At 55.3% G+C, this 15329-nt stretch carries 13 protein-coding genes; all 13 read left to right on the top strand.

All coding sequences use genetic code 11. From position 1 onward, the window contains the following. Nucleotides 1–87 precede the first annotated feature (87 nt). The 13 genes from I2G61_RS06180 to I2G61_RS06235 all read left to right on the top strand — a co-directional run bounded on the left by I2G61_RS06180 (nt 88) and on the right by I2G61_RS06235 (nt 15258). A complete protein-coding gene (locus tag I2G61_RS06180) occupies nt 88–327 on the top strand; it encodes a hypothetical protein (RefSeq protein WP_148429310.1) in 240 nt (79 codons plus the stop codon). Continuing rightward, nucleotides 324–563 (top strand): hypothetical protein, encoded by a 240-nt coding sequence (locus tag I2G61_RS06185; RefSeq protein WP_148429308.1) that lies wholly within the window; start codon nt 324–326, stop codon nt 561–563. The genes I2G61_RS06180 and I2G61_RS06185 overlap by 4 nt, the downstream gene beginning before the upstream one ends. After that, complete coding sequence (locus I2G61_RS06190) at nt 563–877, top strand: hypothetical protein (RefSeq protein WP_058967075.1); 315 nt, start codon at nt 563–565, stop codon at nt 875–877. The genes I2G61_RS06185 and I2G61_RS06190 overlap by 1 nt, the downstream gene beginning before the upstream one ends. After that, nucleotides 867–1490: a hypothetical protein gene (locus I2G61_RS06195; RefSeq protein WP_148429306.1), complete on the top strand. Its 624-nt coding sequence runs from the start codon at nt 867–869 to the stop codon at nt 1488–1490. The genes I2G61_RS06190 and I2G61_RS06195 overlap by 11 nt, the downstream gene beginning before the upstream one ends. Next, complete coding sequence (locus tag I2G61_RS06200; RefSeq protein WP_207707260.1) at nt 1490–2125, top strand: hypothetical protein; 636 nt, start codon at nt 1490–1492, stop codon at nt 2123–2125. The genes I2G61_RS06195 and I2G61_RS06200 overlap by 1 nt, the downstream gene beginning before the upstream one ends. After that, nucleotides 2125–3081 (top strand): hypothetical protein, encoded by a 957-nt coding sequence (locus I2G61_RS06205; protein ID WP_148429302.1) that lies wholly within the window; start codon nt 2125–2127, stop codon nt 3079–3081. Before I2G61_RS06200 ends, I2G61_RS06205 begins: the two co-directional genes overlap by 1 nt. Then, nucleotides 3078–3623 carry a hypothetical protein gene (locus tag I2G61_RS06210; protein WP_148429300.1) on the top strand — a complete coding sequence of 182 codons (546 nt, stop codon included), beginning with the start codon at nt 3078–3080 and terminating at the stop codon, nt 3621–3623. Before I2G61_RS06205 ends, I2G61_RS06210 begins: the two co-directional genes overlap by 4 nt. A 10-nt stretch (nt 3624–3633) precedes the next feature. Further along, a complete protein-coding gene (locus I2G61_RS06215; protein ID WP_148429299.1) occupies nt 3634–3942 on the top strand; it encodes a hypothetical protein in 309 nt (102 codons plus the stop codon). A gap of 865 nt (nt 3943–4807) precedes the next feature. Then, complete coding sequence (locus tag I2G61_RS16410; protein WP_105205001.1) at nt 4808–5161, top strand: TnpV protein; 354 nt, start codon at nt 4808–4810, stop codon at nt 5159–5161. A gap of 2282 nt (nt 5162–7443) precedes the next feature. After that, entirely contained in the window at nt 7444–13569 is a 6126-nt protein-coding gene (locus tag I2G61_RS16415) for an LPD11 domain-containing protein (RefSeq protein ID WP_229100699.1), read from the top strand. Between the two features lie 69 nt (nt 13570–13638). Continuing rightward, nucleotides 13639–13974, top strand: a complete 336-nt coding sequence (locus I2G61_RS06225; RefSeq protein WP_229100693.1) for a DUF6664 family protein — start codon at nt 13639–13641, stop codon at nt 13972–13974. A gap of 124 nt (nt 13975–14098) precedes the next feature. Next, nucleotides 14099–15070 carry a DUF3991 and TOPRIM domain-containing protein gene (locus tag I2G61_RS06230; protein WP_148429297.1) on the top strand — a complete coding sequence of 324 codons (972 nt, stop codon included), beginning with the start codon at nt 14099–14101 and terminating at the stop codon, nt 15068–15070. After that, nucleotides 15067–15258, top strand: coding sequence for a DpnD/PcfM family protein (locus I2G61_RS06235; RefSeq protein ID WP_148429295.1), 192 nt, complete (start codon nt 15067–15069; stop codon nt 15256–15258). Before I2G61_RS06230 ends, I2G61_RS06235 begins: the two co-directional genes overlap by 4 nt. Nucleotides 15259–15329 lie beyond the last annotated feature (71 nt).

The raw sequence follows: 15329 nt of genomic DNA on the forward strand, positions 1-15329 counted from the left end.
AGCCGTAAGAAATAACCAGCCTGGGGCGGCCATGCGGGGCCGCCCTTTTACATACCAAAAAAGAAATGAAAAGGAGTTTGATTGCAGATGAAAGAACGATTTGAACAGAGGTTGTTCCGCATCTTTGCCCAGGCGGGCTATTCCCCTGTGCAGCTTCTCACCGTCACCCCGGAGGAGATGGTGGAGATCCCCGGCATTACCGTCCCCAATATCCGTGCGGTGCTGTGCGTCCAGAACAAGGTGCTGGCAGACCGCAATAAAATCCGCAGCGGCAAGCTGGTGGAGGCGCTTCTGAAAGAGGCGAAGGGAACGGAGGTACGGCCATGAGCGGAGTGCATATCCTGGACATCCTGGCTGCCCGGCGGGGTTGCTTTATCTCCGATCTGAACCTTTCCCCCATCCTGCGCCGGGCGGCTCTTTTCGACTTGTGCCGGATGGATGAGGACGCACACCCGTTATCCCAATGGCAGGACGCGGTGCGCTACCTCACAGGGGATGAACGGGATTTCGCAAGCGTGAAGGAAATCAAAGCATTTATCAAAAAGGATATGGAGGCAGAGTGATGAATAAGGAAAGTTTTGAATATGGAGGTTATCACTTCATTCCAGAAAGATGTTTTACTAAAGAAGAAAATAATTTCTTTGCGATCTCACGCAGGCAGCGCATAGACAAAGAACTTGGCTTTTGCAGGCCGGGTTACAGCTATGAGAGCAAGTATCCCTATTCCCATGAGGACTTCTATGCAGCGTCACCAGATAAGGAGTGCGACCTGTTTCGATGTGTAGAAAACGGAAGGCTGTACCTGCCATGCAAAAATGATTTACAGGAATATGTGGAACCACTTATAAAAAGTCGGAGGCAGAGAGATGAACGATAATATGGAAGAAAAACGCATGGCCGGTGATTATGAGATTATCCAGGCGGTGCAGATTGGCGACCGGGAGGTTGTCCTGGGGGAAAATCCACAGGATGAAACCGGCATGAAGTATATGTGCGCCTTTTGCCGGCAGAACGCATTGTTTGCAGAATACAGCGAAGTGATGGCCAGTGATGATTTCCCGGAGATTGTGGAGCTGTTCGGCCAGCGGGTTGCCGAGCAAGCGCAGAAAACCCACATAGAACTCAATAAGCCCCGCATACAGGGCATAGACGACCGCCCCATTACAGCGGAGGGCTGCATCCCCATTTCCTATGAGGATGATCTGCACGGGAAAATCGTGGTGATAAAGCCGGAGGTGCTGCGCCGGGAATACCGCAGGGCCACTCGCCAGCTCAAGCTCTGTATGGGAGGCTTTGGGGCTTCCCCGCACAGCAGGGGGTCAGCCTGTTACTGCGTTGACCTTTATACTGGCAAAGAAAGCCGCTATGAGCGCATGGACGTGCTGGGAACGATACAGCCGGAGGACCTTCCCGGCTGGGCCAAGCATGGCCTTACTGCGATTCAGCAGGAACAGGCCAAAAAGAAAACCGCAAAGGAGCGTGAGCGATGATGGATTACAGAGAAAACGCCGGATATATCATTACGGATTCCTGTCATGTGGGCGACAGCGAATTTGTGTTGGGCGTTCATTTGACAGCGCCCCAGCAGTTTGTCACCTGGAAATGCAGTAACCGGACGGACTACGATTGGGGCCACTATTTCAGCGATCTGTTTTCTGCGCAGAAAGATTTGGTGGCGCGGGCGCAGGAGGAGGTGCAGTGCCTGGAGGAACAGCGGCAAAATACCATTGTGCCGGAGGCCCCTTCCTATTCCCCGTGGGGCAATATCCAGGAATGTGAAACGCTCTGCCCCGGCGTTTATTCCGTTTCCACCCCAGGGCATGGCGGAATTATGGTGCGCCGGGAATTGGCGGAAAAGATATTCCGAAAAGAAGCGATGGGCTGCGGCTTTGTTGAGGGCGGCTACCTCTGCTTTGAGGAGGACTGCGACGCGCAGGTGGCTCTCCGGGAGCTGATGGATAAAAAGATGATCCAGGCTCCAGTGAACGAGCGCTTTAGCCCCGGCGCGTATGAGGCTGTTATCAATAGCAGCGTGCAAATTCACCACCCCGAATATTGGCAGGCAAGGGAAAAAGCCATATCGGAGCAAAAACGACAAGCGAAAAAGAAAGGACGTGAGCGATAATGGAACTGACAATTACCAGCATGACCCCGGAGGATCGCCTGTATGCGTACAACCAGAGCAGCCAGCTTGAAGGGCAAACCGGCTGTATCGGCCATCTGCGCGGGGATTTTGGCGCTGGAAAAGAGTTTTACACTTCCTGGTTCGACCATCGGAGGGAATACAAGACGGACGAGTTTAAGGCGGAGCTTGATGAGGTGGTCATCACTCTGCGGGAGAAGAATGGGCTGCTCTGTACCCGTGACAGCATGACCAGGTTTTGCTATCAGAACCCGGAGGCTGAGTTTGAGGGAAACTACTGCGCCGAGTACGGTTTTAAGGTGCAGACGCCCCAGCACACCTATATGCTCCGGTGCAATCCCAATTATGGAGACTACAACTTTTACCTCTACGCCTATGTTGCCCGATTCCTGGAACACCACATGGAAAAGGCCAAACAGGGTATCCGGTTTATCACGCCCGGCTACAAGGAGCTGTTCCGCATTCCCGACGGCGACCACATCCGCATTTTCACTGGCGGCGGAGAAACCCGCGACCGCACCTGCCGGTTCATCGACGAAACCCATTTTGAAACCAGCGGCGGGTATTCCAGCGCCCTGTATCATATTTGCGAATTTGCGGAACGATTGGAGCAAACTCACGGGAGCGTGATCCCGCTGCGTTCTTCTCTGCCGGTGCAGTGTTTTAGTGTACTGCCCTCATCCGGGGAGCTGATTCTTCTGACCAGGGGCGAAAAAGGCTACAGCCCTTGCTATGATTTTTCAACTCCTGACGCCCAACAGAACCGAGAGTTTGCAGACGACCGCAATGTGAAGAATGGCGTTACCAAAGCACAGGAGGCCGCCATGTTTGCCGGCTCCATGTTTGGCTGGCAGACCCCCGCCGCCGATCCCAGAAACTATGACGAGCAGGGGCAGCCCATCAAGCCCAGGCAGAAAGACCGGGGTGAAGCCCGATGAAGGAGGAAAGACACGTTATCTGGAGCAATTATGGCCTGGACTATGAGGACTGGAGGGATGACCTGGAGGCGGACTACCCGGATTTATCCGAAGATGAGCGCATTTCCCTGATGTATGAGATCAATGGGGATTACCTGGATGATGAACGCGCTAACCTCAATGTACAGCTTTCCCAGCCGATTTTGGTTGTAGGCGACCTGGGCCTGTGGAATGGTCGGCGCATGGGATATAAGGAAATCCCCAGCGGCAACATCCGGGACTGCCTGTATTCTAATACGGATTATTCCACCTGGTATGTGGACCGGCTGGGCGATCTGCGGTGCGACGCTATCCATCACGATGGCACGAACTTTTATCTTTACCGCGTTTACAAGGACAGCGCCAGCCCTTCTCAAATTGAACTGCTGAAAGAAAAACTATATCGCGGCATTGCAACCCGCGCCGATATTACGAGAGTGACCCGCAGGCTGGGCGACGACATCGCCAAAGTCTACGGGTTTTCCATTCCCCGGCAGCGGCAGGCCGTCGCCAGGGAAAGATGAGGTGATAAAAATGGCGTCTTTACCGCCCGTAAAACTGGATACGCATGAGGACTGGTTCAACTTGCTGATGACGGTTCTCCATCAGCAGGCGGAACAGAACCCCTATGAAGAATACCGGGAGATGGCTCAAAAGCTGATCGACCAGTTTATGCGCTATGGGAGGCCCTTTGTTGACAGTGACCATGCGCCCTGCGTGGCGCTTCGGATGTGCCCGAAGGAGGCCGGAAATACCATCTGGCTGTTGCTGCTCTCCCTGTGCAATCAATATGACCCTGATAAGGATTACAGCGCAGAACTGAAAGCTGCGAAAAAAGAATAAGAAAAGGAGGGGCAACCGATGGCGATACGATATAAAGCCTTGACGGAGCTGTACCGGGAAACGCAGCGCAGCGTGACAGCTCCCGACCAGTGGCGGGCGTTTCTGGCTTCTGCCTGCCGCAACTACCGGCTTTCTTTCGATGAACAACTGCTTGTCTACGCCCAGCGCCCAGACGCCACCGCCGTCCTGGAGATCGAGCGATGGAACCGGCAATTTGGGCGCTGGGTAAACCGGGGCGCAAACGGCATTGCCGTTTTTGATGGGGAACACAATGGAAAACCCCGACTGAAATACTACTTTGATATTTCCGATACCCATGAGGCCCGGTTCCCCCGCCCCGTCCCCCTTTGGACGGTGCGGGAGGAATATGCGCCGGACATCATTGAAACGCTGGAAAACAGCTTTGGAGAGCTGGAGCGCAAGGAGGATTTGGGTGAAGCACTGCTCTCTGCGGCAAAGAACGCCGTGGAGGACAATATGCCCGACTATCTTTCTGAATTGAAAACCCTCACGGAAGGCAGCTTTCTGGAAGAACTGGATGAGCTGAACCTGGAAGTGGAATACCGCAGGGCGGTGCAAAACAGCATTGGATATATGCTGCTGGTGCGCTGCGGCCTTGACCCGTCTGAATATTTTGAGGACATGGATTTCCGGGATGTGACGGACTTTAACACCCCGCAGACGTTGAACGCTTTAGGCGTGGCCACCGGGGACATCTCCCAGATGTGCCTTTCCGCCATTTCCCGCACGGTTCTTGCCCTGCAAAGACAGCCCCAAAAAGAAAATCGCACATTTGAACCCCAGCAGAAAAACCAGTATGCTGTAACTGAACAGGAAAACACACAGCCGGAAAGGAGTTTTGAATATGACCGAGATCACTTACACCAGGCAGGGCGACTACAATCTGCCGAACCTTCTGCCGCCCCAGGAGGAGCCGGTTCCCCATGGGAAATACGCATTGCTTCGGAAGAAATTCCTCAAGGAGCACCGCAGGGTGACGTACACCAACCTGCTGACCAGCGGCAAGCTGAACAGCCATCTGGCGGAGATCCAGCAGACCGCCCAGCGCCGGATGGAGCAGATCGTGGCGCAGATGGCCAAGAACCAGGGCGTGACAGAGGAACTGAAAGCCAGCGACCAGATGAAGTGGGTGCAGATGATGAGCAACCTGCAGAATGCGGCGGAGGAAACGGTGCTGGCGGAGCTGATTTACAGCTAATTGATGAACCGGAAGAAAGCGCAGGTGGCGAACAGCTCCCTGCGCTTTTGGATGAAAAGCAGATCATGGCCATCATCGCCAACAAAGATGATGACCTGAAATATAAGAAAAATCAGATTGAGCTTTTCTTCTCGGTTCACAGCGACGTTCAGGAACGGGCGGAATATCTGAGATCTGCCTATCAGGACCGGTACACCGAAATCATCGCTGACGGGCAGCGCCTGGGATATAAGCCCCAGGAGAATGGCCTGCTCATGTGGGAAGGCTCTTACCCATCCCGCACCAGGGAATCTGTATTTTCCTGGGAAGTGGTGGCAGGCTGGACCGCCCAGCTTATTGACAAAAAAGAATACTTCATTCAGACGGACATCCCGCAGCTCCCTACCCAAGAGAGCCAGCAGATGTCCCTTTTTGATTTTGCGGCGTTTCAGCAGCCAACCCAGGCCGAGGGTACGGCCAAACCATCCATTTTCCCTCACCCGGCTCTGCCCCAGCAGGTAATCGACGAGGCGCTGTGCATTGGTGCCAACGACCAGAACAGCCGCCTCATCATCTGCGCCTATTTCAAAAAGGATAAGCCGGACAATGCCAGGTTCCTGGCAGAGCACTATGGCGAGAACGGCGCGGGCTTTTATCTGGATGGCCGACAGTATGCCATCTGGTACAACGCCGAGGGAATCCGCATTGCCGAGGGCGAGAGTGCGCAGCGTTCCAGCGCCACGCTCCTTTCATGGGAGCAGGCGGCAGCCCGAATCCGGGAGCTGCTGGATTTGGGCCGATATATGCCCCAGAGCGAACTTGACCAGGTAGATCACTATGAAGTCCATGAGTTGGCCGACCGGCTGCTGCTGATGTTCCGTGACATTGAGGATGAAGAAAAGCGATTTTTCCCCTCGTTGCGCGCCATCTATGATAAACCGAGCGGATTCCCGGAGGCAGCGGAAGAAATCGCAGGGCTTTTGAGCCGGGAAGATGGCTTACAGACCATCCTCTCTGAATATGAAACGTTTGCCGCAGCCTACCAGGAGAACCCGGACATTATGCGGTTCCATTTCCACCGTCCGCAAAAATTGCTGGAGCAGCTTTTTGATCTGCAGCGGGAACCGCTGCACTTTACCGCCGCCGAAGGGTACGACCCCCAACGGCGTTTTTTCATCTCCGGGGACGAGATCAACAATCTTCTCCGGGGTGGAAAACGCAGCACCGATTACCGGCTGGCCGTGTATTCTTTCTATCGCAACCACACAGAGCGCAAGGAACGGGAGAATTTCTTAAAGCACTACCACGGCGAGTACAGCGGCCATTCCGGTGGGAATGACGATGTGACCTACCAGCTCAGTAAAGGCGTTTCTTTCAGCCACGGCAGTATCACCGCCCCCTACGCCAAGGTGGAGCTGAAATGGCCCGCCGTGGAAAAGCGCGTCAGCGCCATGATCGCCCAGGGGCGGTTCCTCACCGATGAGGACCGCGCCGCCATGCCGCAGTATGAGAAGCACCAGCTTGCCCGGAATATCCGCACTTTCTTTGAGAACGTGCCACAAGAGCAGCCCCACCCCTATCCCTTTGGCTTTGACTATTGGGACGCAGTGAAGCTCATTGAGCCGCAGCTTGATGACCCGGCCCGTGTGGAAGAAATCTATCAGATGATGGTCCCCATTTGGGAGGCCACCCCGCAGGATGACAGGATGTACGCCCTGCGCCGGCAGGCGTTTGAAAACCTCGCCGCCTTCCGACAGGGAACCTTCACGCTCTTTGCGGAGCACAAGGAGCCGGTGGCTCCCACCATGCCGCAGGCGAAAGCCTACGACCTGGGCTATGGACATCTGGGGAATGGTTTGACTGTTTGGAACAGGCTGGAGGAAGAACACGGAGATTACAAAACAGTGGCCCACATCGCCCCAGACCGCACGGTGACGATTTACGATGAGGAAATGCCCCAGATGGTGCGGGACGAAATCCAGCGGATCGCTGATTCTTCGGAAATGACGATTTCCGCCACCCAGGACGCGCCGGTGTTCGCTGTGCCACCCAGAGCGCAGGAACCACCCCAAAAAGAAGAACCGGCAGACCCCTACCCGGAGCTGGCCGCCCAGGTGCTGCGCTTTGTGGGAGAGTTTGACGGTTCCCGCATGGACTATGGCGAAGATGACGCCCAGGCGGTGGAGAACATCGCCCGGCAGCTTCACAATCCTGCCCAGAAGGAGGAAATCCGCAGGCTGCTGCAATCTTTCCTCGACCATGCCGACCCGGAAGAAGAAATCGCGGCAGACATCACCCTCTGTATGGAGCAGATCGGGGAGCTGCCCCCGGCGCTTACCCCGGATCAGACCCAGCAGGAAGAAATCGCAGGGTATCTGGAAGAAGCCGGGTATGCGGTTTCGGAGGAATTGATTGCAGATGGCATTGCCGAATACCAGGCCCATGGCGGCAGAGGCGGCAGCCAGGATATTGCCGACTTCATTGAGCGTGAGTTTTTGGACGAGAAACCGAAACAGGCTCCATTGGACGCGGCCCAGGAACTTATCAACCATTTTTGCGTGGCCGAGTATGGCAGCCCAGCCGATTTCAGCGATTTGGAAAAGGTGGGCATTGCCTACACCACCGTTACGGACGAGGAAATCCCCATCCAGGTCAATGCCGATCTGGTCCATTACCGCATTGAGCGTTATCTGGACGGGCAGTTTTTGGAGCGCAGGCAGTATGAGAGCCTGGATGAACTCATCCAAAACGAGCTGGCCGAGCTGGATTTTGACGACCTCGTTTCCGTTTCCGATGAAGAACTGGAATCCATCGGTGTCACGCCGGAGCAGAGTTCAGATGACTACCGCTTACTCAGCCGCCTAAAAGCCGACTGTGACTACTTCCTGGGCGCTGGCGGACGGGCGGAAAAGCACCTGTGGGCTGGGAACGTGCGGGAACAGATCGCCAAAATGCGAGAACTCTATGCTGCCCTGCCGGATGAACCGGAATGGCTCACTATGGAGGACATCGACCGCTATGCCCAGCGCATGGAGCCTCCTTACGAAGTGGTGGTGTACCATCATTTTGAAAATGGGGTTGATGAACGGCTGGATTACCAAACGCTGGCGGAGGCCGAACAAGCTGCGCAGAAATATGTGGCCGGCACTATGGAGGGCGAGGATGGTTTTGCCTATGATGGCGCTGGTATCTATGACCTTCAGGAGAACAGATGGCTGCGCGTCTACGGGAATTTCCCGGATGAACGTGCCATTGAGCAAACTGCGCAGGCTCTTGCCGACGATCAGCAGAAAAAGGACGGGCCTGCCATAGCGGAGGTTGATAAACCAGTCCCTTATGAGGAATTGGTGGGGAAAGAAGTAACCCTGGATGGCCACCGTTTTATGGTGGAGCGCGTCAGCGACCTGTCTGATGATGTAACCCTGCGGGATTTGACCTTTGAGGGAAATGTCGGCTTTCCGATCAGCCGGATTGAGAAGATTGGCCGTGTGCGCAGACTGCTTCAGGAGCAGGAAGAAGCACAACCCCAAAAAGAAGAACCGGCTCTGCTGCCGCCAAAGCGCCCCCGCCGTGAGCGCATTACCTTTACCACTCTGCACCCGGAGGTCCCCAGGGATCAGCGCCATGATTTCCACATCACCGATGACGCCCTGGGCCACGGCACCCCCAGCGAGAAATACGCGGCCAATATTGCCGCCATCCGTACCTTGAAGCAGATCGAAGCCGAGGAACGGCTGGCCACCCCCGAAGAACAGGAAATCCTATCTCGCTATGTGGGCTGGGGCGGCCTTGCAAACTGCTTTGAACAAACCAGCCCCCATTATGAGGAACTGAAATCCCTGCTGGATTTGGAGGAATACGCGGCGGCCAGGGCCAGCTCCCTCACCGCTTTTTACACGCCGCCCGTGGTCATCCGGGGAATCTACAAGGCCCTGTCCCAGATGGGCTTTACCCAGGGCAACATTTTGGAGCCGTCCTGCGGCACCGGCAATTTCCTGGGCCTGCTCCCTGCGGATATGGCGGGCAGCAAAGCCTATGGCGTGGAGCTGGATTCCATTTCCGGGCGGATCGCGGGGCAGCTTTACCAGAACGCCAGCATTTCCGTAAACGGCTTTGAAACCGTACAAATGCCCGACAGCTTCTTTGATGTGGCCGTGGGCAACGTCCCCTTTGGGGATTTCAAGGTGTTGGATAAGCGGTACGACAAGCACCACTGGCTGATCCACGACTATTTCTTTGGCAAAACGCTGGACAAGGTGCGCCCTGGTGGTATCGTGGCGTTCATCACCAGCAAGGGCACTCTGGATAAGGAAAACTCCGCCGTCCGCAAATATCTGGCCCAGCGCGCCGACCTCATTGGGGCCATCCGATTGCCGGATAACACCTTCAAGCAGAACGCCGGAACGGAAGTGACCAGCGACATCATCTTTCTGCAAAAGCGCGACAACATCACCGATTTAGACCAGGATTGGGTGCATTTAGACACGGATGAAAACGGAATCCGCATGAACCGCTATTTTGTGCAGCACCCGGAGATGATTTTGGGTGACATGGTGATGGAATCCACACGGTTCGGGCCGGACAGCGCCTGCAAAGCCCGCGAGGGGGAAGATTTATCCGAGCAGCTTGCCAATGCCATCCAGTTTTTGCAGGCGGAAATCAAGCCCTATGAGCTGGAGGAGCTGGACGAGGAAGATCGCTCTATCCCTGCCGACCCCAGCGTAAAAAACTTCAGCTACACCGTGGTGGACAGCCAGGTGTACTACCGGGAAAACAGCCTCATGCACCCGGTAGAAGTCTCCGTCACGGCGGAAAACCGTATCCGTGGCATGATCGAGCTGCGGGAATGTGTCCGCAGGCTCATTGAGTACCAAACCGAAGGCTACCCGGACGAGGATATTGAATCCGAGCAGCAGAAACTCAATGCCCTTTACGACAGCTTCACCGCCAAGTACGGCCTTATCAGCAGCCGCGGCAACAAGCTGGCCTTTTCGGAGGACTCCAGCTACTGCCTCTTGTGCTCTCTGGAGGTGCTGGATGAGCAGGGCAACCTAAAAAGAAAAGCCGATATGTTCACCCGGCGCACCATCCGGCCCCATGTGGCTGTCACCAGCGTGGATACGGCCAGTGAAGCACTGGCGGTGTCCATTTCGGAAAAAGCCCGCGTGGACATGGACTATATGGCAGAGCTGTCGGGCAAATCCCCGGAGGAACTGGAAAGAGAGCTTACCGGGGTGATCTACCGGGATATTCGCTGCGCGGAGAACCCGGAGGACATCCTGCCTTCTTTGGCGGATTTGAGCCGCTATCCTCTTGTCACGGCGGACGAGTACCTTTCCGGGAAAGTGCGCCACAAACTGCGGATGGCAAAAGCCTTTCTGGAAGTGGCCCCCGATCATCAGAAAGAAACCGCCCGCAGAAATGTGGAGGCTCTGGAGGCCGTCCAGCCCCAGGACCTGGGCGCTGGAGAGATCGGCGTGCGCATTGGCGCGAACTGGGTGCCCATCGAGGTGTACCAGCAATTCATGGTGGAGCTGCTCACCCCCAATTACTATGTGCGGGACCGCATCAAAATCCTGCGCTCCGAAGCCACCGGCCAATGGAGTATCCGGGAGAAAAACGCCGACCGCAGCAATGTAAAAGCCAATACCACCTACGGCACCAAGCGGATGAGCGCCTACCACATCCTGGAGCAGACCCTAAATCAAAGGGATGTGCGGGTATTTGACTATATTGAGGACGAGAACGGCAAGAAAAAGCCTGTCCTCAACAAAAAGGAAACCGCGATTGCCCAGGACCGGCAGGAACTCATCAAGCAGAAGTTTGCCGAGTGGATCTGGAAAGACATCGACCGCCGGGAACTGCTGTGCCGTATTTACAACGAAACCTTCAACGGCGTCCGTCCCCGTGAGTATGATGGGCGGCACATCCGGTTTGAGGGCATGAACCCGGAAATTTCCTTACGTCCCCATCAGATCAATGCCATTGCGCACATTTTGTATGGCGGAAACACCCTACTGGCTCACGAAGTAGGGGCAGGCAAAACCTACGAGATGGTGGCCGCTGCCATGGAGATGAAGCGTTTGGGCCTTTGCACCAAGTCGCTGATCGTGGTGCCAAACCACATCACCGAGCAGTGGGCGGCGGAATGGCTCCAGCTCTATCCCAGCGCCAACATTTTAGTTGCCACGAAGAAAGATTTTGAAACCCAGAACCGCAAGAAGTTTTGCAGCCGCATTGCCACCGGGGACTACGACGCCATCATCATCGGCCACAGCCAGTTTGAAAAAATCCCCATGAGCCTGGAGCGCCAGCAGGCCATTTTGGAGCGCCAGATTGAAGAAATCCTGGAAGGAATCGAGCAGGCCAAGGCACAGAAGGCGGAACGCTACACGGTCAAGCAGATGGAGCGTACCCGGAAATCGCTGGAGACAAGGCTACAAAAGCTCAACGACCAGAGCCGCAAGGATGATGTGGTCACGTTTGAGCAGCTTGGTGTTGACAGGCTCTTTATTGATGAGAGCCATTATTTTAAGAACTTGTTTTTGGCGACAAAAATGCGAAACGTGGGCGGCATTGCCCAGACCGAAGCCCAGAAATCCAGCGATCTGTTTATGAAAACGCAGTACCTGGACGAGCTGACCGGCGGGCGCGGCGTGATTTTTGCCACCGGCACCCCTATCTCCAACTCCATGGTAGAGCTTTACACCATCCAGAGGTATTTGCAGTACAGGCTCCTGCAGGAGATGGGCCTTGTCCATTTCGATGATTGGGCGAGTAGCTTCGGAGAGACGGTTACAGCTATCGAGTTATCGCCGGAGGGCACAGGCTACCGGGCAAAAACCCGGTTTGCCAAGTTTTATAACCTGCCGGAGCTGATGGCTGCCTTCAAGGAGGTTGCCGACATCCAAACAGCGGATATGCTTTGTCTGCCCGTTCCCAAGGCAAACTTCCACACGGAAGTGATCCAGCCCTCGGAGCTTCAGAAAGAGATGATAAGGGGACTGGCAGAACGGGCAGAGAAAATCCGTGCCGGAGGGGTTGACCCCCATGTGGACAATATGCTTCGCATTACGAACGACGGAAGAAAACTGGCTCTGGATATGCGGCTCATCAATCCCCTTGCCGCCGACGACCCCAATGGCAAGGTGGCTGTCTGCGCCCGGAATGTGTTCCGCATCTGGGAACAGACCAAAGAAAAACGCTCTGCCCAGCTTGTGTTCTGCGACCTGTCAACGCCCACCAAAGACGGTTCTTTCAACGTATATGACGATTTGAAAAAGAAGCTCATGGAGCAGGGTATCCCGGAGGATGAAATCGCGTTTATCCATGACGCCGACAGCGAGGCCAAAAAGAAGGAACTGTTTGCGAAAGTCCGCACCGGGCAGATACGGGTGCTGATGGGCAGCACCCAGAAGATGGGCGCGGGTACAAACGTCCAGGATAAGCTCATCGCCCTGCACGACCTGGACTGCCCCTGGCGGCCTTCCGACCTTCAGCAGCGGCTGGGCCGCATTGTGCGCCAGGGCAACGATAACGAGGAGGTGGAGATCTTCCGCTATGTGACCGAGGGTACGTTTGACGCTTACCTCTACCAGTTGGTGGAGAACAAGCAGAAATTCATCGCCCAGATCATGACCAGCAAATCCCCCGTCCGTGTGGCGGACGATGTGGACGAAACGGCTCTCAGCTATTCCGAGATCAAGGCGCTGGCCACCGGAAACCCGCTTATCATTGAAAAGTGCAACCTGGATATGGAGGTGGCAAAGCTGAATATGCTCAAGGCCAGCTATCTGAACCAGATGTACGCCCTGGAGGAATTGGTGCTGCGTAAATACCCGGAGCAGATCGCGGGCCTCACCGAACGGATTGCAGGCTATGAAAAGGACGTGGCGCTGGCAGCCGCCCACCCGAAAGCGAAAGAAGGGTTCTGCGGTATGGTAATTGAGGGCAAACAGTATGAGGAAAAGGAGGACGCAGGTAAGGCCATCATCGACGTTTGCACCAGGATGACCGGCTCCGACGCGGTTCTTTTGGGCAGCTACCGGGGCTTTTCCATGGTGCTGGCCTATGACAGCCACAGCAACGAGTACCGTATTACCCTAAAGGGCACCCTCTCCCATACGGTGACGCTGGGCGCAGACGTATTCGGCAATATCACCCGTCTGGACAATGCCTTGGAAAACCTGGCGGGAAGTTTGCAGGCAGAGCAAGGCAGCCTGGAGGAAACGAAAGGCCAGCTTAAAAACGCCCGCACCGAGCTGCAAATGCCCTTTGCCCGTGAGGAGGAACTGGCGGAGAAAACCAAACGGCTCAAAGAGCTGAACATCCTGCTAAATATGGATCAGAAAGATAAGACGCTCATCGACAGCGCTCCCGACGAGGGCGAAGAACCGCCTGCCCGGAAAGTGGTGGGCCTGGAACGATGATCGCACATTTGACGCTGCGCTGAGGGAGGATTATAGTGGATTCAAAATAATCGGAACAGGAGGTGACGAATGATGGGTGACAGTTATTGTCCATTCCCGGAGCGCCTCTCAGCGCAGTTTACGGAGATTGACAGCGACGTTATGATGAGCTTGTCAGAAAGCAACCCGGAATATGCGGCATTAAAAGACCAGATGGAAGATTTGAAGCGCCAAAATCCCTGTATTGCCACATTGATGGAGGGCGATGGGGAACTTCATCTTTCCACGGAGGAGCATGAAACCCTAAAAGAATTTATCCGGCTGTATATGCAGGCAGATAACCTGGAACGGGAGCAGCTCTATTTCCAGGGCCATGCAGACGGATTTGCTTACTTGAAAATGATCGACGCTTTCAGGACGGAATAACAAGTGACGGTGCGGAGTAATCTGCACCGTTTTTACATATCCAAAGAATACAGCCCCCTTTACATAGCCAGCTACCCCATGCGGGCAGCTAATTTACAGCTATGTGAAGGGGGCTGTATTTTTTATGCCTTTTTATGACCAGGACGTGATCGAAAAAGCGCGGGAAGTAGATTTGTTTTCCTATCTGCAAGCCTGCGAGCCGCAGGAGCTTGTCCACGTTTCCGGCAACGTCTACTGCACCAGGGAACACGACAGCCTGCGTATTTCCAATGGCAAATGGTGCTGGTTCTCCCGTGGGATCGGCGGTTACAGTGCACTGGACTACCTCATCAAAGTCAAGGGCTGCTCTTTTCTGGAGGCAATGGAAGCCGTTGTCGGCAGGGCCGCTATCCCGACGTCTGCCCTTACACCTGTTACTAGGGAGGAAAAACCCAAGCACCTGCTCTTGCCGCCGCCCGCCCCGGACAACCGGGCGATGATGGCTTATCTCAGAGGCCGGGGCATTGACCAGGAAATTTTGGACTACTGCGTCCAGACCGGGCGCATTTATGAGAGCCGGAATAAGGGCCATGGAAATGTGGTGTTCGTCGGTTTTGACCAGACCGGCAAGGCGCGGTTCGGCTGCCTGCGCGGGATTGGCGAAGCCCGGTTCCACGGGGATTTGAGCGGCAGCGACAAGCACTATTCTTTTTCCCTGCCCGCCTGTGTGGAAAATCCGGCTGTCCATTTGTGCGAGTGCGCCATTGACGTCATGTCCTACGCCACCCTCTGTAAGCTGGACGGAATTGACTGGCGGCGGCACAACCTGCTGTCTCTGGCCGGGGTGTACCAGCCGAAGAAAAAGATTGCGGAGAGCAAGCTGCCGGTGGCCCTTACCCGCTTTCTGGAGGAAAACCCTCATGTGAAAACGGTCTATCTCCATCTGGATAACGATACGGCTGGCAGGCTGGCGGCCCAGGCCATCCAGACGGTGATCCCCAGGGAGTATGAAGTCAAAAACCGCCCGCCGCCCAGGGGCAAAGATGTGAACGATACCCTCTGCCATCGGCTGGGTATTCCCATCCGGGGCACCAAAAGAAAGGAGCAGGAGCGATGAACGAGTATGACATCACCATCCGAGAAACGCTGGAAATGACCGTCACGGTAGAAGCGGAAAGCCGCGAGGAGGCCCGTCAGATCGTAGCCGACCGCTGGAAGAACAGCGAATATATCCTGGACGCGGACAGTTTCAAGGACGTGGAGTTCTACCCCAGGGGCCGCAGCCGCGACCGGGGCGAACGATGAGTTGTTTTTTGGAACGTTTGGTATTCCCCTGCGGGGAATGGAATGTGTATGTACCAGCAAGCATCGCCGTT

Origin of the sequence: Holdemania sp. 1001095H_141210_F2, assembly GCF_015558105.1 — a bacterium.
GTDB lineage: Bacteria > Bacillota_I > Bacilli_A > Erysipelotrichales > Erysipelotrichaceae > Holdemania.